Below are 23,740 nucleotides of genomic sequence, written 5' to 3'. Positions count from 1 at the left end.
CACTGGAGACACACCATGCACGCACAACCTGCTTACGTTCACCCTGTGTCGCCAGTCACTGATACCCGCAAGGTAGTGGTGGATATCGCCGGGCTGAACAAGTACTACAGCGCCTTTCACGTACTCAAGGGCATTGACCTGAAAGTGCGCGAAGGCGAACGCATCGTGCTGTGCGGCCCTTCCGGCTCCGGCAAATCGACCTTGATCCGCTGTATCAACCGCCTGGAAATCGCCGAACAGGGCCGCATCCTGATCAACGACACCGACCTGTCACTGCCCACGCGCGAAGCGAGCAAGGTGCGCAGCGAAATCGGCATGGTGTTTCAGCACTTCAACCTGTTCCCGCACATGAGCGTAATCGACAACTGCATTCTGGCGCCGATGTCGGTGCGCGGGTTGTCGCGCAAGAAGGCGATCGAACTGGCGCAGCATTTTTTGACCAAGGTCGGGATTGCCAGCCAGGCCGACAAGTACCCGAGCCAGCTGTCGGGCGGCCAGCAGCAACGCGTCGCCATTGCCCGGGCGCTGTGCATGGAGCCGAAAATCATGCTGTTCGATGAGCCCACTTCGGCGCTGGACCCGGAAATGGTCAGCGAAGTGCTGGACGTCATGGTCAACCTGGCCGGCAGCGGCATGACGATGCTGTGCGTGACCCACGAAATGGGCTTTGCCCGTCAGGTGGCCGAGCGGGTGTTGTTCCTGGATGGCGGGATGGTGATCGAGGACTCGCCACCGGAAGAGTTTTTCAACGCCCCGAAAAGCCCGCGGGCCAAGGCGTTTTTAGCGCAGATCGTGCACTAGACACCACCCTGTGGAAGCGGGCTTGCTCGCGATCAAGGCGCCGCGGTATTGAAGTTGAACCGCGTCGATCCAATCGCGAACAAGCCCGCTCCCACAAAGGGCACACGCAGGAGTCTAGAGCTGCGCCGCCAGGCGCGAACCCTGATCAATGGCGCGCTTGGCATCCAGCTCGGCCGCCACGTCGGCACCCCCGATCAAATGCACGCTCTGCCCGGCCGCGACCAGGCCGTCGTGCAGCTCCCGCAACGGGTCTTGCCCGGCGCAAATCACAATGTTGTCGACCGGCAACACCTGCGGCTCACCCTCGCCAATGCGAATGTGCAGCCCTGCATCGTCGATGTTCAGGTATTCAACGCTGTTGAGCATGTGCACCTGTTTGTTTTTCAGGCCCGCGCGGTGGATCCAGCCAGTGGTTTTGCCCAGCCCGTCGCCCACCTTGCTGGCTTTGCGCTGCAACAGGAACACTTGGCGAGCAGGTGCGTGGACTTCTGGCTTTATACCGGCAACACCTCCCCGGGCTTCAAGCGCACTGTCGATGCCCCATTCTTTCCAGAACGCGTCACGGTCCTGGCTGGTGGACACGCCCTGATGCACGAGAAACTCGGATACATCAAAGCCGATACCGCCTGCGCCAATCACTGCCACTTTGGCGCCCACCGGCTTGCGTTGCAGGATCACGTCCAGGTAGCTCAGCACCTTGGGGTTGTCGATACCTGGAATGGCAGGCGTACGCGGCGCAATGCCGGTGGCCAGGATAATTTCGTCAAAGCCCCCGTCGACCAGTTGCTGCACATCCATGCGGGTGTTCAGGCACAGTTCGACACCGGTGGTTTGCAGCTTGCGCTTGAAGTAGCGCAAGGTTTCGAAGAACTCTTCCTTGCCCGGCACACGCTTGGCCACATTGAACTGACCGCCAATCTCGCTCGCCGAGTCAAACAGCGTGACCTCATGCCCGCGCTCTGCCGCCACCGTGGCCGCTGAAAGACCGGCGGGGCCGGCTCCGACCACGGCAATTTTTTTGACCGCAATGGTCGGCAGGTAGTTGAGTTCGGTCTCGTGGCAGGCGCGGGGGTTGACCAGGCAGCTGGTCAGTTTGCCGCCGAAGGTATGATCCAGGCAGGCCTGGTTGCAGCCGATGCAGGTGTTGATTTCGTCACTGCGCCCGGCAGCCGCCTTGTTGACGAACTCGGGATCGGCCAGGAACGGACGGGCCATGGACACCATGTCAGCGTCACCTTCGACCAGGATCTGCTCGGCAATGTCCGGGGTATTGATGCGGTTGGTGGTAATCAGGGGCACGCTGACCGAACCGCGAAGCTTGGCCGTCACCTTGCTGAAGGCGGCACGGGGTACTTTGGTAGCAATGGTGGGGATGCGCGCTTCGTGCCAACCGATCCCGGTGTTGATCAAGGTCGCACCGGCCGATTCGACGGCCTTGGCCAGTTGCACGATTTCTTCCCACACGCTGCCGCCTGCCACCAGGTCCAGCATCGACAGGCGATAAATAATGATGAAGTTCGGGCCTACGGCTTCGCGCACGCGACGCACGATGTCTACCGCCAGGCGCATGCGGTTTTCGTAGCTGCCGCCCCAGCGGTCGGTGCGCTGGTTGGTGTGCGCCGCGAGGAACTGGTTAATCAGGTAGCCTTCGGAACCCATGATTTCGACACCGTCATACCCGGCGCTCTGGGCAAGTCGGGCGCATGTCACGAAATCGCTGATCTGCTTTTCAATGCCCGCTTCGTCCAGTTCCCTGGGCTTGAACGGATTGATCGGCGCCTGAATCGCACTCGGCGCAACCTGGCGCGGGCTGTAGGCATAACGCCCGGCATGGAGGATCTGCAAGCAGATCTTGCCGCCGGCATCGTGAACGGCCCGGGTGACGACTACGTGCTTTTCCGCCTCTTCGACCGTACTCAGCTTGGCCGCGCCACTGTACACACCGCCCTCGTCGTTAGGCGCAATGCCCCCCGTCACGATCAAGCCCACGCCGCCTTTGGCCCGCTCGGCAAAGTAGGCAGCCATACGCTCAAAGCCACCGGGCTTTTCTTCGAGACCGGTGTGCATTGACCCCATCAGGGTGCGGTTGCGCAACGTGGTAAAGCCCAGATCCAGCGGGGCCATTAAATGCGGGTAGTGCGTGGCAGTCATCAGTCAGCTCCACAACGGTCTGAATCACGGAACGCGGGATGCTCTGCGGCTCCCGTCGTTTAATGTCCGCCAAGGTAAAGGCTGGATGGGCCCCACTCAATGACCCAAAGTTACAAATTATTAACCCAAATGCACATCCCCCCTTGGCAAGCCCACAAGCGCCGCCTACCCTAGACGTCGAATTCCGCTGAAAGCTGTCCGTTCTATTTCTATGCGCAAACTTATTGGCTGCACCTTATTGATCGCCCTTGTCGCCGCTGCCGGCGGCTATGCCTGGTGGACCACGCAACGGGATGTTGGTCATTACCTCTCTGACCTGCGTATCGAGCTGGCCATAAACGAGGGTGTCAATAATGATCGTGGCAACCTGCTGGGTATCGAGCCGGACCTGTCACCCCGCGACTATCAAAGCCTGGCGCTGGTGCACCTGAAGCTGGCGGCTTATCTCGACACCGCTCGCGCTGCAGGTTTGCTCAATGACAAAACCGTCGTGGTGCTGCCAGAGCACATCGGCTCCTGGCTGATGTTTCGCGGTGAAAAAAGCGAGCTGTACCAGGCAGCCAACCTGAATGAAGCCATGCGCTGGCTGGCGGTGAGCAACCCGCTGGCCTTTGCCAATGCCTGGCTTCGTGCTGACGGCGAAAGCCGGATCAACGATGCTCACTTGCGCATGAAGGCCAGCAGCATGGCAGCCGATTACCAGACGCTGTTTGGCGGCCTGGCCAAAGAGTTCGGCGTTACCCTGGTGGCCGGGAGCATTGCCCTCCCTTCGCCGCGTATCGAGAACGGCACGCTGCTGTCCGGCACTGGCCCGTTGTACAACAGCAGTGTGGTCTTCGGCAGTGATGGCGCAGCGCTGGGCACTCCCCAACGCCAGTTGCTGCCTACCTATGAAGAACAAAGCTACATCCAGCCCAGCCCCGACCATGAATTGAATGTGGTTGATACCCCGGCCGGACGCCTGGGCATCCTGATCGGCAGCGACAGCTGGTACCCGGAGAACTACCGCACCCTGAACGAAAAACGTGCGCAACTGATCGCCGTGCCCGCGTTCATCGTTGGCAAAACCACCTGGGACAAACCCTGGGGCGGTTACAAAAGCGTATCGACACCCAGCGAAATCAGCCTCAAGCCCGGCGAAGTGACCGAAGGCGACGCCTGGCATCGCCTGACATTGATCAGCAGCCTGCCCAGCAGCACTGCCCAAGCGGGTGTCACCGTCTTCTTGCGGGGCAAGTTCTGGGACAAGCACAGCACCGGACTGGGCTTTATCAGTCACAACGGCCAGACCAGTGCGGACCAGCCCGGCACCGGTGCACGGCTGTTGAACGTCTGGCTCTAGCACGATGCAACCGCTGCCGATGCGCCTGGGCGATCTGTCGGTGGGGTTTGTCCAGGCCCTGGCCGATGCCGTGCACAGCTGCGGCAAAGATCCTGCGCCCCTGCTCGAACAGTTCGGCCTTGACCCCGCCCGTCTCGCCCAGCCCCTGGCGCGCCTGTCGATACCGCGCTACATGCGCCTGGGGCACGCGGCAATTGCCCTCACCGGCGACCCGGCACTGGGCTTGCGCATGGGCCAGCTAAGCCGCCTGAACCAGGTCGGACTGGCCGGTGTGACTGCGGCCCAGGCACCCACCGTTCGGGAGGCGGCACGCACCCTGATTCGTTTTGAGGCCCTCTACGGCTCCAACTATCGAGGGCAATCGAGCTTTCACGAAGACGCCCGGGGCGCCTGGCTGCGTTTTTATTCCATCAGCCCGTACAACGCCTACAACCGCTTTGTGGTGGACTCGATCATTGCCGGTTGGCTGCAACACCTGTCATCGGTCGCAGCCCACCCCCTGAGCTGCGAGCACATCGACATTGAGTTCAATGAACCTGATTACGCGGCGCGCTACAGCGCGCTCGGCAGTTCGACGGTCCATTTTCGCGCCGAGACCAATCAGCTGCGCCTGAACCATGCCACGCTCGACCTGCGCAACCCGCAGCACTGTCCAAGTACCTGGACCTACCTGCTGCAGTTGTGCGAACGCGAACTGGAGCAACTGACCCGCACCCGCAGCCTGCGCGAACGCATCACACAACTGTTGGGGCCTTTGCTCAACGGTGGTCGTGAACCCGACCTGGAAGAAGTGGCGGCTCGCCTGAAGCTGCCGACCTGGACCTTGCGGCGCAAGCTCACAGAGGAAGGCACGCAGTTTCGCGCCATTCTCAACGACACACGCCGCGACCTCGCCATGACCTATATCCGCGATACGGAACTGGCCTTTGGCGAGATTGCCTATTTGTTGGGGTTTGCCTCAGCCGAGGCGTTTCAACGCGCCTTCAAGCGCTGGAATGCGCAGACGCCGGGAGAATACCGACGCCGTCAGCGCCAATCTGCGTAAACGTGCCTGGAGCTCAAAGCTCGGTCGCATCGTCAGCAGGTTCAAGCGGGTCGAGCTCAAAAGCCCGATACTCAAGCAGTTCTTCCTGATAATCGTCCATAGCAGCATCCCTTTTCAGTCTGTTTGTTTAAGTCATGCCTGAGCATAAAGTGCCCCCATGAAGGAAAAATGACACCTTCGCGGGCACTGTCACAACTCATTTATAAACGTAGCAGAGCTTTTGGGATTTACCGCACGGTTATTGAGGGGGCGAAGGCTCTACCGCAACAGGTACAGGGGTGGTCGCAGACTCGCCCTGTGGCGCGACGACCTTGGCCGGTTCAGGTTGTTCGGTTGCAGGCTTGATCTCGGGTACCGCCACCGCAGGGGCTGCCTGGACTTCTACCGGGGAAATGGGCTCGACGTCTGCCGGTGGCACGACGGGCTCACTCACAGGCTCGACAGCAGGCGCTGGCGGCTCAATAACAGGCGCAGCGGCGTCCTTGGCAGGCACTGTCTCGGGCACTCCCAGGTCGGGCTTGGGCGCTTCAGGGGCGTGCACCGCCTTTTCCACTTCCTTGGGCTTGGGCAGAAATGCTTCTACCAGCGTGAAAAAGCGGTCGTAAAACTGAGGCGAAGAGACTGTCTCGCTGGCGACCTTGACCATCGAGTCATCGGTCGAGCCAATCGGCATCGACACCGAGCCCAGCACACCAACCCCCAGGCTCGCGGAGTTGTTCACCTTTTTAAGTGCATAACGGTCCTGCAGGGCATTGGCAAACATGGTGGCGTGATGCTGTGAACCACCATCGTCGGCGCACACGATGTTGAAGCTGATCTCCAGATGGCTTTCACCCGTTTGCTGGAAGCTCTTGTGGCCACTGATGATTTTCGGATCGCTGCTGGTGATGATGTAGCCCTGGCTGAGCAACGCGCGGCGCGCAGCCTCACAGGAGGTTTTGTCGGTTACCGGGTAATTACGCGAGAACGTACCGGAATCATCGAAACTTTCATGTTCGTAGATCGCTGTCTTCTTCGATGAGCAACCTGCGAGTCCAGCCAGCACTAGGGCGACTACCACGGCACGCACGGGGAATGACATAAGCATTAAAGATCCTGAAGAGAACGGTACGGGGCGTATTGTGCATCAGTTCGCGTTTGGCGGGAGCAGTTTCCATGTGTAGCCGCTGCCGTAGAATTTCAGGCACAAAAAAAGCGACCCTAAGGTCGCTTTCTTTGTAGCTTCAGAGAGTTCAAGGGCTCTGAAGCAAATATGGCGCAGCGGACGGGACTCGAACCCGCGACCCCCGGCGTGACAGGCCGGTATTCTAACCGACTGAACTACCGCTGCGTATCGCTCGGACTTGCGTCCGTTTGAAACTTTTAAAACCTGTGACTGAAGAGCTTCGGTGCTTTTCAATCGCAAACCAGGCGAACCTGATTTGTACAAATATGGCGCAGCGGACGGGACTCGAACCCGCGACCCCCGGCGTGACAGGCCGGTATTCTAACCGACTGAACTACCGCTGCGCGTCGGTGGTTGTTCCTTTCAGAACGACCTTTCTCTTGCGAGAATCTCAAGAAGTGGTGGGTGATGACGGGATCGAACCGCCGACCCTCTGCTTGTAAGGCAGATGCTCTCCCAGCTGAGCTAATCACCCTTTGCTTCGTTGAGGCCGCGAAATTTACGCATCTATCGAAGCTAAGTCAAGGACAAGATTGAGTTTTTTTCAAAAAAGGCAAAAATAGTGGCCAGCCTGCAACAAGGCCTACTCGCCATAGATCATCTTTTTACTCATCCCTCCGTCAACCACAAACTCCTGACCCGTCACAAACCCGGCATTACGTGACAATAACCAGGCAACCATCGATGCGACGTCTTCCACGGTCCCTACCCGGCCAGCCGGGTGCTGAGCGTGATCGGCGTCCGTCAGAGGCTCTGCACGCCTCACAGAGGGGTCCCGGGCATCAATCCAGCCCGGGCTGACCGCATTGACCCTAACCTGCGGCCCAAGGCTGATGGCCAGCGCATGGGTCAACGCCAGCAACCCGCCCTTGCTTGCCACGTAAGCCTCGGTATCAGGCTCCGACTGGCGGGCGCGGGTGGAAGCCAGGTTGACGATCGAACCATTGTGCGCACGCAGGTACGGCGCACAATGCTTGGCCAGCAACATGGGCCCGGTCAGGTTGACAGCCAGAACACGATTCCAGTGCTCCAGATTGAGGCTTTCAAGACCCATATTGTGCGGATCCGCAATGGCGGCATTGCACACCAGCCCGTCCAGCCGCCCAAACTGGCCAAGGACTTGCGCGACACACTGAATGACATCGGCCTCGACCGAAACATCCATCGTCACGAACCAGGCACTCTCGCCCAGCGCCTTGGCCACTCTGGAACCCCGGGCGCGGTCAATGTCGGTCAATACCACTTGCCAACCTTCACTGACCAGCCAGGCAGCAATCCCCAGGCCAATACCCCGCGCAGCGCCAGTCACCAGCGCTACGCGGCCATTGCCGCCAACCGGAGTTTCGTCCATCCAGTCACTCACAGCGCAGCAAGACCTCGTGCGAGGTCGGCTTGCAAGTCGGCGACATCTTCCAGACCAACCGCGATCCGGATCAGGCTGTCGCGAATACCCGCAGCTTCACGCTCTTGTGGCGCCAGACGACCATGGGACGTGGTCGCCGGATGGGTAATCGTGGTTTTGCTGTCACCCAGGTTAGCGGTGATCGAGATCAGGCGGGTTGCGTCGATAAAGCGCCAGGCGCCCTCTTTCCCACCCTTGACCTCAAAGCTGACCACCGCACCAAAACCGCGCTGCTGACGCTGGGCCAGCTCATATTGCGGATGGCTCTTGAGGCCGGCATAGTGAACCTTTTCAACCCCGCCCTGCTGCTCCAGCCACTCGGCCAGCGCCTGGGCACTGGCGCAGTGAGCGCGCATGCGCAGGTTCAGGGTTTCAAGACCCTTGAGGAAGATCCAGGCATTGAACGGGCTCAGGGTCGGCCCGGCAGTGCGCAAGAAGCCGACGATTTCTTTCATCAGCTCGCCACGACCGGCAACCACACCGCCCATGCAACGGCCCTGGCCGTCGATAAATTTGGTGGCCGAATGCACCACGATGTCCGCGCCCAGCTTCAGCGGCTGCTGCAAGGCAGGCGTGCAGAAACAGTTGTCGACCACCAGCAGCGCGCCCTTGGCGTGGGCAATCCCGGCCAGGGCGGCAATGTCCACCAGCTCGGCCAGCGGATTGGACGGCGACTCGACAAACAGCAATTTGGTGTTGGGCTTGATCGCCGCGTCCCAGCCAGCCAGTTCAGCCAACGGCACGTAATCGACCTGCACGCCAAAGCGCTTGAAGTACTTTTCAAACAGGCTGATGGTCGAGCCGAACACGCTGCGCGACACCAGAATGTGATCGCCGGCGCTGCACAGGCTCATGACCACCGACAAAATGGCCGCCATGCCGGTGGCGGTTGCCACGGCCTGCTCGGCGCCTTCAAGGGCCGCAATGCGCTCTTCGAAGGCACGAACGGTGGGGTTGGTGTAACGCGAGTAAACGTTGCCTGCCACTTCGCCCGAGAACCGTGCTGCCGCGTCAGCCGCCGTGCGGAACACGTAGCTGGAGGTCAGGAACATTGCATCACCATGCTCGCCCTCGGGCGTACGGTGCTGGCCAGCACGCACAGCCAAGGTGTCGAACGCTACGCCCTCAAGGTCGCTGTCCAGCCGACCCGCATCCCAATCCTGACTCATGCTGCCCACTCCTTGCTTTGTATTGGATGAACGCAAACCGGCCCATCAGGGCCGGTTTGGTGAACACTTAGTTGTTGTACAAGCCTATCGTCGCACCGACACCCTGGGCAACCACCTTGGAAGCATCATTGCGCGCACGCTCGATACGTTCCAGATAGTTGTCATCGATATCGCCGGTGACGTACTTGCCGTCAAACACTGCGCAGTCGAACGCGTCGATCTTGATCTTGCCACCACCGACTGCTTCGATCAGGTCAGGCAAGTCCTGGTAGATCAACCAGTCAGCACCGATCAACTCGGCCACTTCCTGGGTGCTGCGATTGTGTGCGATCAGCTCGTGGGCGCTCGGCATGTCGATGCCATAGACGTTCGGGTAGCGAACTGCCGGGGCCGCCGAGCAGAAGTAGACGTTCTTGGCGCCGGCTTCACGGGCCATCTGAATGATCTGCTTGCACGTTGTACCGCGCACGATCGAGTCGTCCACCAGCATCACGTTCTTGCCACGGAACTCCAGTTCGATGGCGTTGAGCTTCTGGCGCACGGATTTTTTACGCGCTGCCTGACCCGGCATGATGAAGGTACGGCCGATGTAACGGTTTTTGACGAAGCCTTCGCGGAACTTGACGCCCAAGTGGTTCGCCAGCTCCAGCGCCGCGCAGCGGCTGGTGTCCGGAATCGGGATAACCACGTCGATATCGTGATCCGGGCGTTCGCGCAGGATCTTCTCGGCGAGCTTCTCACCCATGCGCAGACGCGCCTTGTACACCGAAACACCGTCGATGATCGAATCCGGACGAGCCAGGTACACGTGCTCGAAGATGCACGGGGTCAATTGCGGGCTCACCGCGCACTGACGGGTGTGCAGCTTGCCATCTTCAGTGATGTAAACCGCTTCACCCGGCGCAAGGTCGCGAATCAGGGTAAAGCCCAGCACATCCAGGGAGACGCTTTCGGAGGCGATCATGTACTCGACGCCTTCGTCGGTATGACGCTGACCGAAGACAATCGGGCGAATGCCGTTCGGGTCGCGGAAACCGACGATGCCGTAACCGGTGATCATCGCAACCACGGCGTAACCGCCACGGCAGCGGTTGTGCACGTCTGTCACGGCAGCAAACACGTCTTCTTCAGTCGGCTGCAATTTGCCGCGCTGAGCCAGTTCATGGGCGAAGACGTTGAGCAACACTTCCGAATCGGAGTTGGTGTTGACGTGACGCAAGTCAGATTCGTAAATCTCCTTGGCCAGCTGTTCAACGTTGGTCAGGTTGCCGTTATGCGCCAGGGTGATGCCATAGGGCGAGTTGACATAAAACGGCTGAGCTTCAGCTGAAGTCGAGCTGCCAGCGGTTGGATAGCGTACGTGGCCAATGCCCACGTTGCCGACCAGGCGCTGCATGTGACGCTGATGAAACACGTCACGAACCAGCCCGTTGTCCTTGCGCAGAAATAACCGGCCATTATGGCTGGTCACAATACCGGCAGCATCCTGGCCGCGGTGCTGGAGGACGGTTAGCGCGTCATACAGCGCCTGATTGACGTTCGACTTACCGACGATACCGACGATGCCACACATGCGACGCAACCCCTACTTAATGGATCTGAACTGAACACCACTCACTTGGGCTGGGTAGCCGGCAAGAGGTGCTCCTTGAACGGAATGTCAGCGGGTACGCTGATTCCGCTGGCCAGCCACTGACTGCTCCACCCCAGAATGAGGTTTTTGGACCAGTCGGCAACCAATAGAAATTGTGGCACGAGCCGCGACTCTTGCCACCATGAGTCTTGCTGTACCGGCCCCAGGCTAAGCAGCCCGACCGCAGTCACCACCAGCAACGCGCCACGCGCAGCGCCGAAGGCCATGCCGAGAAAACGATCGGTCCCGGACAAGCCGGTGACGCGAATCAGTTCGCCGATAAGAAAATTGATCATTGCGCCTACCAGCAAGGTGGCGACAAACATGATGGTGCACCCAACGATAACGCGGGCGGAAGGTGTTTCGATGTATCCGGAGAGATATTGAGACAGTGAACCGCCGAACATCCAGGCAACGACCCCGGCAATGATCCAGGTGCACAGCGACAATGCTTCTTTTACAAAGCCGCGCTTCAAGCTGATCAAAGCGGAGATGGCGATAATTGCAACGATCGCCCAGTCAACCCAGGTAAATGGCACAGTTCAGCCTACAGACAGATGAGGCGGCGCATTTTAGCAGAGCGCCGCCGCTCAGGTAAGGCGATTTATCCGTGCTTGAGCAATCAGATTGAACCTTTTTGCGCGCTCAACCGCGTTCAGGCTGGAAGCGCACCACAAAACCCTTGAGATTTTGCTGTTTGCCGAGCAAATCACGCAGGCGATCGGCTTCTGCACGCTCAAGCAACGGACCGACAAAAACCCGATTCATCCCGCCGGAAGATCGAACGTAAGCGTTATACCCTTGATTACGAAGGGTTTTTTGAAGGTTGTCAGCACTCGCCCGATTGGACAGGCTCACCAACTGAACCGACCAGCTGATCGGCAAGCCGTTGGGATCAACACGCTTTTGCGTGGTATCCAGCTTGGCCGGTGCCTGGGCAACCGTTTGTGCCGGGGTGACAGCCGGTGGCTTTGGGGCAACAACTGCAGGCTTTGCAACCACAGGTGCGACAGGAGCCGTCGCCACCTGCTGCTCGACAACCGGCAACTCTTCAGGGACCGGCTCTTGGGCAATGACTTGCGGCTCCGGCACGGCAACTGGCTCGACCTGAACCGGCTGCATGACCGGAATCTGCGGCGCCGTGGGTGCATCCACCTGGATTTGACGCTGCTCGTCCTGACGCGAGAACAACATCGGCAGGAAAATCACGGCCAACGCCACCAATACCAGGGCGCCTACCATACGCTGCTTGAATACCTTATCCAGCAAAGCCATTTGCAGCCTCCTCCTTGGCACGCCGCTCCAACCACTCGAGCGCTTGCGCGACACAATAAAATGATCCGAACAACAGGATTTCGTCTTCGGGCGTCGCCCGTTCGCATTGAGCTTCGAGCGCGGCATCCACACTGTCATGGGCCGAGACCGAAGCACCAAGCCCCTGCAGCGCAGCCTGAACTTCAGCCGCCGACCGAGTGCGCGAGGTATTCAGCGGTGCAACCGCCCAATGCTCGACCGACGACGCGAGCTGTGACACTACGCCATCAAGGTCCTTGTCTGCCAGCAGACCGAACACGGCCAGGCGCTTGCCAGTGACAGGCCGCTGCGCCAAACGCCGCTCAAGGTACTCGGCCGCATGGGGGTTGTGCCCCACGTCCAGCAGCACATTCAAGGCTTTGCCTTTCCAGTTGAATTGGCGGCGATCCAGTCGACCCGTGACGCGAGTGCCAACCAGTGCACTGATGATGCGCGCCGGCTCCCATGGCAGATCGGTCAACGCATAGGCCTGCACCGCAAGCGCTGCGTTTTCCATGGGCAAATCCAGCAGCGCAATGTCACGCAGCTCCAGAACCTGCCCTTTCGCATCCAGGCCACGCCAGTGCCACACCTGCTCTGAACTGGCCAGATCGAAGTCACGACCGCGCAAGAACAGCGGACAGCCCAGCTCCCTGGCCTTGTCGAGCAGGGTGTGAGGGGGATTGAGGTCGCCACAGAGGGCTGGCTTGCCCGCACGGAAAATCCCGGCCTTCTCAAAAGCCACCGATTCGCGGGTATTGCCCAGGTACTCGACATGATCGACACCGATGCTGGTCACCAGCGCCAGGTCGGCATCCACCAGATTGACCGCATCCAGACGTCCGCCCAAGCCGACTTCCAGCACTACGGCATCCAGCTGGGCACGCTCAAACAGCCAGAACGCTGCCAACGTACCCATTTCAAAATAAGTCAGGGAAGTCTCGCCCCGCCCCGCGTCCAAAGCCGCGAAGGCCTCGCACAGCAGTTCGTCACTGACTTCAACCCCGTCAATCTGTACGCGCTCGTTATAGCGCAGCAAGTGGGGCGAACTGTAAACCCCCACCTTGAGCCCTTGCGCCTGCAGCAACGCTGCCACAAACGCACAGGTCGAGCCCTTGCCATTGGTGCCCGTAACCGTCACCACCCGAGGCGCGGGCTTTTGCAGCCCCATGCGGTTCGTTACCTCGCGTGCGCGATCCAGCCCCATATCGATGGCGGCCGGATGCAGCTGTTCAAGATAGGCGAGCCACTCGCCAAGGGTGCGCTGGGTCATAGGTTTGCAGGTGCCGGTGGAACAACGATGGTTTCAACAGGTGCCGCGACGAACACAGGTGTCGGCAAGCCCATCATCTGTGCCAGCAGGTTGCCCAGGCGTGGACGCAGCTCCTGACGCGCAATGATCAGGTCGATTGCGCCGTGCTCCAGCAGGAACTCGCTGCGCTGGAAGCCTTCTGGCAGTTTTTCGCGAACGGTCTGTTCGATAACCCGCGGCCCGGCAAAGCCGATCAGGGCTTTAGGCTCAGCCACGATGACATCGCCCAGCATTGCCAGACTGGCCGAAACGCCGCCATAGACAGGGTCGGTCAGCACCGAGATGAACGGAATGCCTTCTTCACGCAGACGCGCCAGCACCGCAGAGGTCTTGGCCATTTGCATCAGGGAGATGAGTGCTTCCTGCATCCGCGCACCGCCGGAGGCTGCAAAGCAGATCATCGGGCAGCGGTTTTCCAGCGCGTAGTTGGCTGCACGCACGAAACGCTCGCCGACGATGGCGCCCATCGAGCCGCCCATGAACGAGAATTCAAAGGCAGACACAACCACCGGCATACCCAGCAACGTACCGCTCATGGAGATCAACGCGTCTTTTTCGCCCGTCTGCTTTTGCGCGCCGACCAGACGATCCTTGTACTTTTTGCTGTCACGGAACTTGAGACGGTCAACCGGCTCCAGGTCTGCGCCCAACTCGGCACGGCCGTCGGCATCCAGGAAGATATCGATGCGGGCACGCGCACCAATGCGCATGTGGTGATTACATTTCGGGCAAACGTCCAGGGTCTTTTCCAGCTCTGGACGATAAAGCACAGCGTCGCAAGACGGGCATTTGTGCCACAGGCCTTCAGGTACCGAGCTCTTTTTGACCTCGGAACGCATGATCGAAGGAATCAGCTTGTCTACCAACCAGTTGCTCATGCTTTCTTTCTCCAGTACCGGTGGCCAGAACAGTTGAGTTCAGGCCCCGTGTATGCCCTTGAGCTAAATTCATTAGGTGTGTGGCGATGATTGCAAGAACTGCGGTCAGCACACGGCAAACCAGCGAAACCCTGCAACCCTCAGCCTCCCGACAGCACGCCCCAGAGCGGCCGCCACTTTAATTTCTGCCCGTCAAACCACCGGGCCCGCCTGCTTTGCAGAACGGTAATGATGGACGGCGGCAGACTGCCAGCCGTCACATCGGGCATCAGTTTGTTACACGCACTGCCTGCATAAAGGCGCGAATCTTGTCGTGATCCTTGATGCCCTTGCTCTTTTCTACTCCGCCACTGACATCAACGGCATAAGGACGCACCTGAGCAATGGCTCCTGCAACGTTCTCGACCGTGAGGCCACCCGCCAAAATAATCGGCTTGCTCAGACCCTGCGGTATCAAAGACCAGTCAAACGCCTGACCGGTTCCACCGGGCACACCTTCGACATAGGCATCGAGCAAAATACCGCTGGCGCCTGCATACGCGTTGCAGGCACCGGCGATGTCATCACCGGCCTTTACGCGCAATGCCTTGATATAAGGACGGTGATAACCCTGACACTGCTCCGGTATCTCATCGCCATGAAACTGCAGCAAATCAAGCGGTACGGCATCCAGGGTTTCGTTGAGCTCACAGGCACTGGCATTGACGAACAACCCGACCGTCGTCACAAAAGGTGGCAGGGCCGCAATGATGGCTCGCGCTTGCAACGCCGTAACGGCACGGGGGCTTTTTGCGTAAAACACAAAACCCAAGGCGTCAGCTCCGGCCTCGACCGCAGCCAGAGCGTCTTCTATGCGGGTAATACCGCAGATCTTGCTGCGAACAACGGACATCTCGATAACACCCCGAACGCGAAAGCCCCGGATGGTAACAAATGCTTATCCGGGCGTCAGCCGTCCAGTTCGGTAAAACCGGTCAAGAAATGTGGACCTATGTAACGTTCCGGCAATTGAAACTCATCGCGGTATTCAACTTGCACCAGATACAAGCCATAAGGATGTGCCGTCACACCACCCGAGCGGCGGGTTCGACTCTCCAGCACTTCCTTGATCCACTCTACCGGTCGCTCTCCCGTACCGATGGTCATCAGCACACCGGCAATGTTGCGCACCATGTGATGCAGAAATGCACTGGCGCGAATATCCAGCACGATCATTCGCCCGTGACGGGTCACGCGCAAATGGTGCATTTCCTTGATCGGGGACTTGGCCTGGCATTGACCGGCGCGAAACGCACTGAAGTCATGCACACCCAACAAGTACTGGGCAGCCTCGGCCATGCGCTCAACGTCCAGCGGACGATGATTCCAGGTGATTTCCTGATTCAAGTGCGCGGGGCGGATCTGGTCGTTGTAGATCACATAGCGGTAGCGCCTGGCAATGGCCTTGAAGCGCGCATGAAAATCCGCAGGCATGACCTTGGCCCAGCTGACACTGATGTCATGGGGCAAGTTGATATTGGCGCCCATGACCCAGGCTTTCAACGAGCGCTCGGCCTGGGTATCAAAGTGCACGACTTGCCCGCAGGCATGCACACCGGCGTCTGTTCGCCCGGCGCACATCAACGAAACCGGAGAGGCCGCGACCTTTGACAAGGCGTTTTCCAGGGTTTCCTGGACGGTCAGCACACCATTGGCCTGACGCTGCCAGCCGCTGTAGCGCGAGCCTTTGTATTCCACGCCAAGCGCGATTCGGAAAAAACCGTCGGCAGCCATTTCAGCGGCTGGGTTATCTATATTTGCCAAGGACTTACAGCCTGCTCATAAACGCAAAGGTGGCCATTATAAGGCGCACCCGGCAAGACGCCATGAAACATTTCACCCAATCAGGTCAACCGCGCCAGCATTTCCAGGGCTTCAGACTGCTGCTGGGCATTACCCTCCTCCATGACTTCAGTCAGGATATCCCGCGCACCTTCGTCATCGCCCATGTCGATATAGGCCTGGGCCAGATCGAGCTTGGTGGCGGTTTCGTCGGCGCCCGACAGGAAGTCGAACTCGGGCTCATCATCGGCAAAAGGCTCAGCCAGGGTTGACTGCTCAAGGCTTTGGGACAGTCGATGCAACTCGGCATTGACCTTGTCCAGCTCCAGAGAAAAGCTGTCAGGCTCAACACTCGCCGGGGCGCTTTCATCCGCCAGGGACAAGTCGAAATCCGCCGGCAGGCCCAGATCAAAGTCCGAGAGTTCTTCACGGGCAGCCTGAGCTTCAGCCTGTTGTTCAAGAACCGCTTCAAAACTGTCGACTGCAGGCTTGTCCTTGCCCGGCAGATCGGCAGACACCACCGCAGGTGACGCGGCCTCAAGCTCGTCGAGGCTCAGGTCGAAATCGTGATCAAACTCATCTACAGGAGGAACAGTCACAGGCTCGGACTCTACCTCGCGATCGTCACGCATCATCTCCTGGACGAATTGTGCTTGAAGTTGCGTTGCCACGGCCGCCGTGGCGATACCCGCCGCCGCAGCCACCAGCATGCCCGGGTAGCGCTTTTTAAGCTGCTCGACCTCGGCGTGGTTCTTGCCATTGGCAACCAACTGGCGCTCTTGGGCGACAAAGGCTTCACGCTCACCCAGCTCGCCATAAACCTGCATCAGCTTGAGACGCAAATCACTGCGCTGCGGAGCTTGATCGATCGATGCCTTGAGCAGCACTGCGGCTTCACTCAACTGACGTTGCTCGATCAGTTGCTCCGCCTGCTCCAGCACATCGGCAGCAGGCTTGGCCAACGACACGGGGGCAATCACGGGCGCTATCACTTCAGCTTCAGGCACTGACACTGGTGCCGGTGCCGGTGCCGGCTCGAGCCTGACGCTGCGCGATGGAGTCTCCAACCCTTCAAAACTGCTCTGCGGCATGTCCAGATCAACTGAAAAATCGGACTCTACTTCGAGTTCCCGAGCCATCCGCGCATGCTTTTCGGCTGCCTGCAGCGCTTTACGCCGACGCGCCATCAAGAGAAGAAGGAGCAGCAACAACACCGCCCCGCCACCTATCAGCCCAAGCAACATCGGGCTTGCCAGCAGATCCTGGATTTTTCGCTCCGCGCTTGGCGGTGCAGTGCTTTCAACAGGGCTTGGCGGGACTGCGGTAGCGGGTACACCCTCAAGCGCCGGGGCTATATCCGCTTCAGGCGCGTCCGCCGCCTGGGCGACGATTTGTGCCGGTATCGCCGCCGCCGGGTCGGCAGGCAGCCCTTTTTCGGCCTCAAGCTTGGCCAACTGATCATTCTTCAACACGATCAAACGCTGAAGCTTGTCCAACTGGCTTTGCAAATCTTTCATCCGGCTTTGCAGCTCGGCATTTTCACGGCGACTGGTGTCCAGCCCCTCCTGGGTCATCGCCAGCTTGTCGCTCACATTGCTGACGTCCCCTGCAACACCTTTGCCTGCCGCCTTGCCCGCCTGGCCCGACACCAGGCTCAAACCGTCCCGCGCCACAGCCTTGGCAGGAGAAGTCGATTCAGGCTTGCGCCCGGTTGCATCCAGCTGCTGAGCCAGCGGCACCGTGCGACGGCCATTGCGCCAATCGGCATTTTGCGAGGCTACTTCGTTGACGGCCTTGGCCTGGGGCAACTGGACGCTTTGACCCGCGTCCGGCAAGCGCAGCACCTGACCGGTTTTAAGGCGGTTGATATTGCCGTTGATGAAGGCATCAGGGTTCAGGGCCTGAATCGCCAGCATGGTCTGCTGCACCGAGCCGCCATTGCGTGCCTTGGCCGCGATTTCCCACAAGGTGTCACGGGCCGATGTCGTGTAATGCGCTGGCTGCGCAGAGTCAGGCGCAGAGGTTGATGCCGCCGCTGCGGTCTGAGGCGAGAACTTTGCAGGGTCGAGCAACACGCTGTAGTCGCGCATCAAACGGCCGTTAGGCCACATCACCTGCACCAGGAATTTTACGAAAGGTTCGGACAATGGCTGGCTGGAAGTGACGCGCAATACGCTCTTGCCATCCGCGTTGATCACGGGAGTAAAACGCAGATCATCCAGAAATGCCGGACGCGGCACCCCTGCCTTGCTGAACTCCTGCTCGGGAGCCAGGCTCGGCACCACTTGCGCCGCGGTCAGATCCTTGACGTCCAGCAGCTCGATTTCTGCAAGCAATGGCTGGTTCTGGGTCGACTTGAGCGTCAGCTCCCCGAGCCCAAGCGCGTGTGCCATACCGGATGACAGCGCCGAAGCGGCGGCGATTGCTAACACTAATTTGCGAACCTGAACCATAGCCTCTTCCTTATTGGTACAGGCCTCGTCCCGCGAGACCTGTAGAGCTGCTGCCTGAAAGCAACCTGACTGCGACGACCGGCGCTGGAACCCTGTGACAACCTGCTACAAATTGGCGCCAAGTATCTTTTACAGCAGGTCTTTTATCAACAACTCAGCCAACTGCACGGCGTTCAACGCAGCACCCTTGCGCACGTTGTCCGAGGTCAGCCACAGATTGAGCTGCGAAGTGTCCTCCACACCGTGACGGACACGACCGACATAGACCACGTCCTGACCCACCGCGTCCCCCACGGCTGTAGGGTAGTCGCCCTCTTCAACCAGCTCGATACAATCGCCAGCTTCGAGCGCCGCATTGACCCCGGCCAGGTCCACCGGCCCGGCCAGTTGCAAGGACACACTAAAGCTATCGCCAAAAAACACCGGCGCTTGAATGCATGTGACCGAAATTTTCAGTGCTGGCATGCCCAAGACTTCGCGCAACTCCGTCACCAGGCGTTTTTCCAGCGGTACATGGCCCTGGGCATCTGGTTTGCCGACTTGCGCCAGCAGGTTGAACGCCATCTGGCGATCAAAAAAGCTAGTTTCCAGCGGATGCAGGTTCAGCAACGCCGTGGTTTGGCGCGCCAGCTCGGAAACCGCTTCACGCCCCTGGGCAGACACTGCCAGGCACGCGGTCACACTCACCTGTTGAATGTCCAGCAAGCCGCGCAACGGGGCCAGGGCCACTGCCAGGGCGGTGGCCGAAGGGCTCGGGCTACTGACCTGAACAGGCTTTTGCAAGGTTGCCAGAACCGGCGCATTCGCCTCAGGCACCACGTGAGGCGCTTGAGCCGAAGGCAGTGCACCTGACAAATCGATCACAATGCAGCCGGCTACGCTGGCTTTGGCGGCAAAGCTCAAGGTCACGCCAGGCCCTGCGGCAAAGAAAGCCAGCTGAACCTTGCTGAAATCGAACTCGTCGACTTCGCGCACTCTCACGTTCTTGCCGCGAAAAGGCACCGAATGTCCAACTGACTCACTGCTGGCCAGCAGGTGCAAATCCGCAACCGGGAAATCCCGTTCTTCCAGGATCTGTACGATGGTTTCGCCGACGGTGCCGGTGGCGCCGACAACGGCGATATCAAAGGACTGGCTCATGTGTCTACCTCAGGCGAAACGTGGGGAGCGGCACTTTACCGGTCGCAACTGCGACAGGCAACGCAACCGGCATATTTGATCCTGCCAAGTTGACTGTGGGAGCGGGCTTGCCCGCGATGGGGCCCACACGGTTCACCAGGTAAACCGCGGTGATGCTATCGCGGGCAAGCCCGCTCCCACAGATTTGAGCAACGCTACAAATGCACGGAGTTCTCATGCCCTGCCCAATAAAAAACCCGCCACTCTTGCGAGAGGCGGGCCTTTTACTTGCCAGGAAGCATTAACGCTCCAGCAAGATCCGCAGCATGCGACGCAACGGCTCAGCCGCACCCCACAGCAATTGGTCGCCTACGGTGAAAGCACCGAGGAATTGCGAACCCATGTTCAGCTTGCGCAGACGGCCAACCGGTACATTCAGGGTACCTGTCACCTTGGTCGGGCTCAGTTCCTGAATACTGGCTTCACGCTGGTTCGGCACCAGCTTGACCCACGGGTTGTGCTGGCTGATCAGGTCTTCGATATCAGCAATCGGCACATCCTTGTTCAGCTTGATGGTCAATGCCTGGCTGTGGCAACGCATCGCACCGATACGCACGCAAATGCCGTCCACCGGAACCGGGTTCTTGAAGCGACCCAGGATCTTGTTGGTTTCAGCCTGCGCCTTCCATTCTTCGCGGCTCTGACCGTTTGGCAGCTCTTTATCGATCCACGGGATCAAGCTGCCAGCCAGTGGCACGCCGAAGTTCTCGGTCGGGTACGCATCGCTGCGCATGGCTTGCGCAACACGACGGTCAATGTCGAGGATGGCGCTGGCCGGATCAGCCAGTTGATCTGCGACCGCAGCATGGGTCGCGCCCATTTGCTTGATCAGCTCACGCATGTTCTGCGCGCCGGCGCCCGAGGCCGCCTGGTAGGTCATGGCACTCATCCATTCCACCAGACCCGCTTCGAACAGGCCGCCCAGGCCCATAAGCATCAGGCTGACGGTGCAGTTGCCGCCGATGTAGTTCTTGGTGCCCGCATCCAGTTGCTGGTCGATCACCTTGCGGTTGACCGGGTCCAGAATAATGACCGCGTCATCCTGCATCCGCAGGCTCGAAGCCGCATCGATCCAGTAACCTTGCCAACCCGCCTCACGCAGCTTGGGGAACACCTCGGTGGTGTAGTCGCCGCCCTGGCAGGTCAGAATCACATCGAGGGTTTTCAACTCTTCAATGTTGTAAGCATCCTTGAGCGGGGCAATCTCTTTGCCCACGGACGGACCTTGTCCACCGACATTGGAGGTAGTAAAAAACACGGGCTCAATAAGATCGAAATCCTGCTCTTCCAGCATCCGCTGCATGAGTACGGAACCAACCATACCGCGCCAACCGACCAGACCTACACGCTTCATCACAACGACACCTTTAACAAAAAGTGGGGTCGTTACTTCCACCAACAGGAAGTAACGGGCCAGAGAGATTACAGATTCTGTAGCGCGGCGACTACTGCATCGCCCATTTCCTGTGTTCCAACCTTGGTGCAACCCGCCGACCAGATGTCACCGGTACGCAAACCCTGATCCAGAACCAGGCTCACCGCCTGCTCAATGGCATCGGCCGCAGCACTCTGATTGAAGCTGTAACGCAGCATCATCGAGACCGACAAAATGGTTGCCAGCGGGTTGGCAATGCCCTGCCCCGCGATGTCCGGCGCCGAACCGTGGCACGGCTCGTACATGCCTTTATTGTTGGTATCCAGGGACGCCGACGGCAGCATGCCAATCGAGCCTGTGAGCATCGAGGCCTGATCGGACAGGATGTCGCCGAACATGTTCTCGGTCACGATCACGTCAAATTGCTTGGGCGCACGCACCAGCTGCATGGCAGCGTTGTCGACGTACATGTGGCTCAGTTCAACGTCCGGGTAGTCCTTGGCCACTTGCTCGACCACTTCACGCCACAGCTGGCTGGAAGCCAGCACGTTGGCCTTGTCTACCGAGCACAGCTTTTTGCCGCGAACACGGGCCATGTCGAAACCGACACGGGCGATGCGACGGATTTCACTTTCGCTGTACGGCAGCGTGTCATAGGCCTGACGCTCGCCGTTTTCCAGTTCGCGGGTGCCACGTGGCGCGCCGAAATAAATGCCGCCAGTCAGTTCGCGAACGATCAGGATATCCAGGCCCGCGACGATTTCAGGCTTGAGGCTCGAAGCATCCGCCAGTTGCGGGTACAGGATGGCCGGACGCAGGTTGCCGAACAGGCCCAATTGCGCACGGATTTTCAGCAGGCCGCGCTCAGGACGAATGTCGCGTTCGATCTTGTCCCATTTCGGGCCACCCACGGCGCCCAGCAGTACAGCGTCCGCAGCACGGGCGCGTTCCAGGGTCTCGTCGGCCAGCGGCACGCCATGCTTGTCGATGGCAGCACCGCCGATCACGTCGTGGGTCAGTTCAAAGTTCAGGTTGAACTTGTCGTTGGCCAATGCCAGCACCTTGACCGCTTCGGCCATGATTTCCGGACCGATACCGTCGCCTGGGAGAATCAGAATCTGCTTGCTCATGGGTTCCTCTTTTCTTGTCTGTTGATGCCCCCGCAGGCGCATCCTGAAATATTGGGGTTACTTCTCGGCCCACAGCACCAGCACATCGGTGCTGAACGTGCCATCGGCTTCAATCTCGAAATACTCGCGAACCTCGCTGCCCATCGCCTGCTGCAGTTGGCGAATGGCCGCGCTCATGACCTGCGGCGTGCGCATGCGCTCGATCCAGGAGCTGAACTCTAAACGCAAACGCTGACGCTGTGTGCTGCGCGTATGCAAACCGGCTTCACTGACCTGACGCAGCCATTCGCCCGCAGAGTAGTTGCGCACATGACTGGTATCGCGCAGCACCTCGACCGCTTGCAGGTAGGTGTCCAGCAACGCGCTGCCCGGCGACATCACATCAATAAACACCGCTACACCACCGGGCTTGAGTACCCGGCGAACTTCGCGCAGGGCCAGGCCGACGTCGTTCCAGTGATGGGTCGAATAACGGCTGAGTACGTAATCGAATTCACCGTCGGCAAACGGCAGGCGCTCGGCCGCACCGCACACGGTGGTGATGTTGCCCAGTCCGCGATCGGTTGCCGCCGCACTGACCACATCGAGCATTGGCTGCGACAGGTCGTAGGCCACGACGTCCTTGACCAGTGCTGCCACGTGAAAGCTCACATGACCCGCGCCACACCCCAGGTCCAGCACCCGCGCCTGCGGTTTGTCAGCCAGCTCAGCCTTCAGCAGGCCGAACTCAGTGCCTTGCGCGTGCACGGCACTGCTCAGATAGGCCGACGCCTGTTCGCCGAACTGCTTTTGTACAACCTGGGTGTGCTGGGCGGTGCTGGTCATAAAACTTCCTTTTAGGGGCAAGACTTGGGTTGTCCACACTGCTGTCATCGCGGGCAAGCCCGCTCCCACATTTGAAATGCATTCCCCTGTGGGAGCCGGGCTTGCCCGCGATGAGGCCATTCAAGCGTCGCGGAACAACCACGGCTGGCTTGCACGGTGCTTGCTTTCAAATGCGGCAATCGCTACGTCGTCCTGCAGGGTCAGTCCGATATCGTCCAGGCCGTTGAGCAAACAGTGTTTGCGAAACGCATCGATCTCAAAGCTCAAGACCTTGCCATCAGGACGGGTCACGGTTTGTGCTTCAAGGTCGATATTGAGCTGGTAACCCGGCTCGGCTTCGACCTGGGCAAACAGCTCATCCACTTCGGCGTCGCTCAAAATGATCGGCAACAAGCCATTCTTGAAGCTGTTATTGAAGAAGATGTCGGCATAACTCGGCGCGATGATGCTGCGAAATCCGTACTCTTCCAGCGCCCAGGGCGCGTGCTCACGGCTGGAGCCGCAACCGAAGTTTTCACGGGCCAGCAACACACTGGCGCCCTGATAACGCTCGGCATTGAGTACAAAGTCCTTGTTCAGCGGACGCTTGGAGTTGTCCTGATAAGGCTGCCCCACATCCAGGTAGCGCCATTCATCAAACAGGTTCGGACCAAAGCCGGTGCGTTTGATCGACTTCAAAAACTGCTTGGGAATGATTTGGTCCGTGTCCACGTTGGCTCGATCCAAAGGCGCGACCAAACCGGTGTGCTGAGTAAAAGCTTTCATG

General features: G+C 59.4%; 20 protein-coding genes and 3 tRNA genes. 3 read left to right on the top strand and 20 right to left on the bottom strand.

Annotated elements, in window-relative coordinates; genetic code table 11:
- Window positions 1–15 precede the first annotated feature (15 nt).
- On the top strand, window positions 16–801 hold the full coding sequence (locus V6P94_RS13360; protein WP_257622807.1) for an amino acid ABC transporter ATP-binding protein: 786 nt from the start codon (window positions 16–18) through the stop codon (window positions 799–801).
- A gap of 114 nt (window positions 802–915) precedes the next feature.
- Here V6P94_RS13360 and V6P94_RS13355 read toward each other — a convergent pair whose 3' ends face one another.
- The gene (locus V6P94_RS13355) at window positions 916–2,952 is read right to left on the bottom strand and encodes an NADPH-dependent 2,4-dienoyl-CoA reductase (RefSeq protein ID WP_338646902.1); all 2,037 of its coding nucleotides are present in this window, start codon (window positions 2,950–2,952) and stop codon (window positions 916–918) included.
- 211 nt (window positions 2,953–3,163) lie between these two features.
- Between V6P94_RS13355 and V6P94_RS13350 the strand changes: the two genes are divergently transcribed.
- Complete coding sequence (locus tag V6P94_RS13350; protein ID WP_326426159.1) at window positions 3,164–4,294, top strand: carbon-nitrogen hydrolase family protein; 1,131 nt, start codon at window positions 3,164–3,166, stop codon at window positions 4,292–4,294.
- A gap of 4 nt (window positions 4,295–4,298) precedes the next feature.
- Entirely contained in the window at window positions 4,299–5,339 is a 1,041-nt protein-coding gene (locus V6P94_RS13345; RefSeq protein ID WP_338646894.1) for an AraC family transcriptional regulator, read from the top strand.
- A gap of 238 nt (window positions 5,340–5,577) precedes the next feature.
- Here the strand turns inward: V6P94_RS13345 and V6P94_RS13340 are convergent, their stop codons facing one another.
- The 19 genes from V6P94_RS13340 to leuD form a co-directional block, all read right to left on the bottom strand.
- Complete coding sequence (locus V6P94_RS13340) at window positions 5,578–6,426, bottom strand: DUF2242 domain-containing protein (protein WP_338646892.1); 849 nt, start codon at window positions 6,424–6,426, stop codon at window positions 5,578–5,580.
- A 166-nt stretch (window positions 6,427–6,592) separates the two neighbouring features.
- Window positions 6,593–6,669 (bottom strand) — tRNA-Asp (locus V6P94_RS13335).
- Between the two features lie 102 nt (window positions 6,670–6,771).
- Window positions 6,772–6,848 (bottom strand) — tRNA-Asp (locus tag V6P94_RS13330).
- Window positions 6,849–6,903: 55 nt separating this feature from the next.
- Window positions 6,904–6,979 (bottom strand) — tRNA-Val (locus tag V6P94_RS13325).
- Between the two features lie 108 nt (window positions 6,980–7,087).
- Entirely contained in the window at window positions 7,088–7,855 is a 768-nt protein-coding gene (locus tag V6P94_RS13320; RefSeq protein WP_338649446.1) for an SDR family oxidoreductase, read from the bottom strand.
- Window positions 7,856–7,863: 8 nt separating this feature from the next.
- The gene (locus tag V6P94_RS13315) at window positions 7,864–9,075 is read right to left on the bottom strand and encodes an O-succinylhomoserine sulfhydrylase (RefSeq protein WP_338646890.1); all 1,212 of its coding nucleotides are present in this window, start codon (window positions 9,073–9,075) and stop codon (window positions 7,864–7,866) included.
- Window positions 9,076–9,142: 67 nt separating this feature from the next.
- Window positions 9,143–10,648 carry an amidophosphoribosyltransferase gene (gene purF / locus V6P94_RS13310; protein ID WP_338646888.1) on the bottom strand — a complete coding sequence of 502 codons (1,506 nt, stop codon included), beginning with the start codon at window positions 10,646–10,648 and terminating at the stop codon, window positions 9,143–9,145.
- 41 nt (window positions 10,649–10,689) lie between these two features.
- Window positions 10,690–11,247, bottom strand: a complete 558-nt coding sequence (locus V6P94_RS13305) for a CvpA family protein (protein ID WP_095028330.1) — start codon at window positions 11,245–11,247, stop codon at window positions 10,690–10,692.
- A gap of 106 nt (window positions 11,248–11,353) precedes the next feature.
- Window positions 11,354–11,983: an SPOR domain-containing protein gene (locus V6P94_RS13300; RefSeq protein WP_338646885.1), complete on the bottom strand. Its 630-nt coding sequence runs from the start codon at window positions 11,981–11,983 to the stop codon at window positions 11,354–11,356.
- On the bottom strand, window positions 11,967–13,274 hold the full coding sequence (gene folC / locus V6P94_RS13295; RefSeq protein WP_133079408.1) for a bifunctional tetrahydrofolate synthase/dihydrofolate synthase: 1,308 nt from the start codon (window positions 13,272–13,274) through the stop codon (window positions 11,967–11,969). The genes V6P94_RS13300 and folC overlap by 17 nt, the downstream gene beginning before the upstream one ends.
- Window positions 13,271–14,191 (bottom strand): acetyl-CoA carboxylase, carboxyltransferase subunit beta, encoded by a 921-nt coding sequence (gene accD, locus V6P94_RS13290; RefSeq protein ID WP_095028327.1) that lies wholly within the window; start codon window positions 14,189–14,191, stop codon window positions 13,271–13,273. The genes folC and accD overlap by 4 nt, the downstream gene beginning before the upstream one ends.
- Window positions 14,192–14,459: 268 nt before the next feature.
- A complete protein-coding gene (locus V6P94_RS13285) occupies window positions 14,460–15,083 on the bottom strand; it encodes a phosphoribosylanthranilate isomerase (protein ID WP_338646883.1) in 624 nt (207 codons plus the stop codon).
- 56 nt (window positions 15,084–15,139) lie between these two features.
- Window positions 15,140–15,964 (bottom strand): tRNA pseudouridine(38-40) synthase TruA, encoded by an 825-nt coding sequence (truA, locus tag V6P94_RS13280; RefSeq protein WP_133079419.1) that lies wholly within the window; start codon window positions 15,962–15,964, stop codon window positions 15,140–15,142.
- 110 nt (window positions 15,965–16,074) lie between these two features.
- Window positions 16,075–18,465, bottom strand: a complete 2,391-nt coding sequence (locus tag V6P94_RS13275) for a FimV/HubP family polar landmark protein (protein WP_338646881.1) — start codon at window positions 18,463–18,465, stop codon at window positions 16,075–16,077.
- A 129-nt stretch (window positions 18,466–18,594) separates the two neighbouring features.
- On the bottom strand, window positions 18,595–19,605 hold the full coding sequence (locus V6P94_RS13270; protein WP_338646879.1) for an aspartate-semialdehyde dehydrogenase: 1,011 nt from the start codon (window positions 19,603–19,605) through the stop codon (window positions 18,595–18,597).
- A gap of 280 nt (window positions 19,606–19,885) precedes the next feature.
- Entirely contained in the window at window positions 19,886–20,998 is a 1,113-nt protein-coding gene (gene asd / locus V6P94_RS13265; protein ID WP_133079412.1) for an aspartate-semialdehyde dehydrogenase, read from the bottom strand.
- Window positions 20,999–21,066: 68 nt separating this feature from the next.
- Window positions 21,067–22,149, bottom strand: coding sequence for a 3-isopropylmalate dehydrogenase (gene leuB / locus V6P94_RS13260; protein WP_133079413.1), 1,083 nt, complete (start codon window positions 22,147–22,149; stop codon window positions 21,067–21,069).
- Window positions 22,150–22,206: 57 nt separating this feature from the next.
- The gene (locus tag V6P94_RS13255; protein ID WP_133079414.1) at window positions 22,207–22,974 is read right to left on the bottom strand and encodes a class I SAM-dependent methyltransferase; all 768 of its coding nucleotides are present in this window, start codon (window positions 22,972–22,974) and stop codon (window positions 22,207–22,209) included.
- A gap of 120 nt (window positions 22,975–23,094) precedes the next feature.
- Window positions 23,095–23,739 (bottom strand): 3-isopropylmalate dehydratase small subunit, encoded by a 645-nt coding sequence (gene leuD / locus V6P94_RS13250; protein WP_326398181.1) that lies wholly within the window; start codon window positions 23,737–23,739, stop codon window positions 23,095–23,097.
- Between the last annotated feature and the right edge of the window lies 1 nt (window position 23,740).

Origin of the sequence: Pseudomonas sp. ML2-2023-3 (assembly GCF_037055275.1) — a bacterium.
Taxonomy (GTDB): domain Bacteria; phylum Pseudomonadota; class Gammaproteobacteria; order Pseudomonadales; family Pseudomonadaceae; genus Aquipseudomonas.
This window is presented reverse-complemented; position numbering and strand designations above follow the sequence as displayed.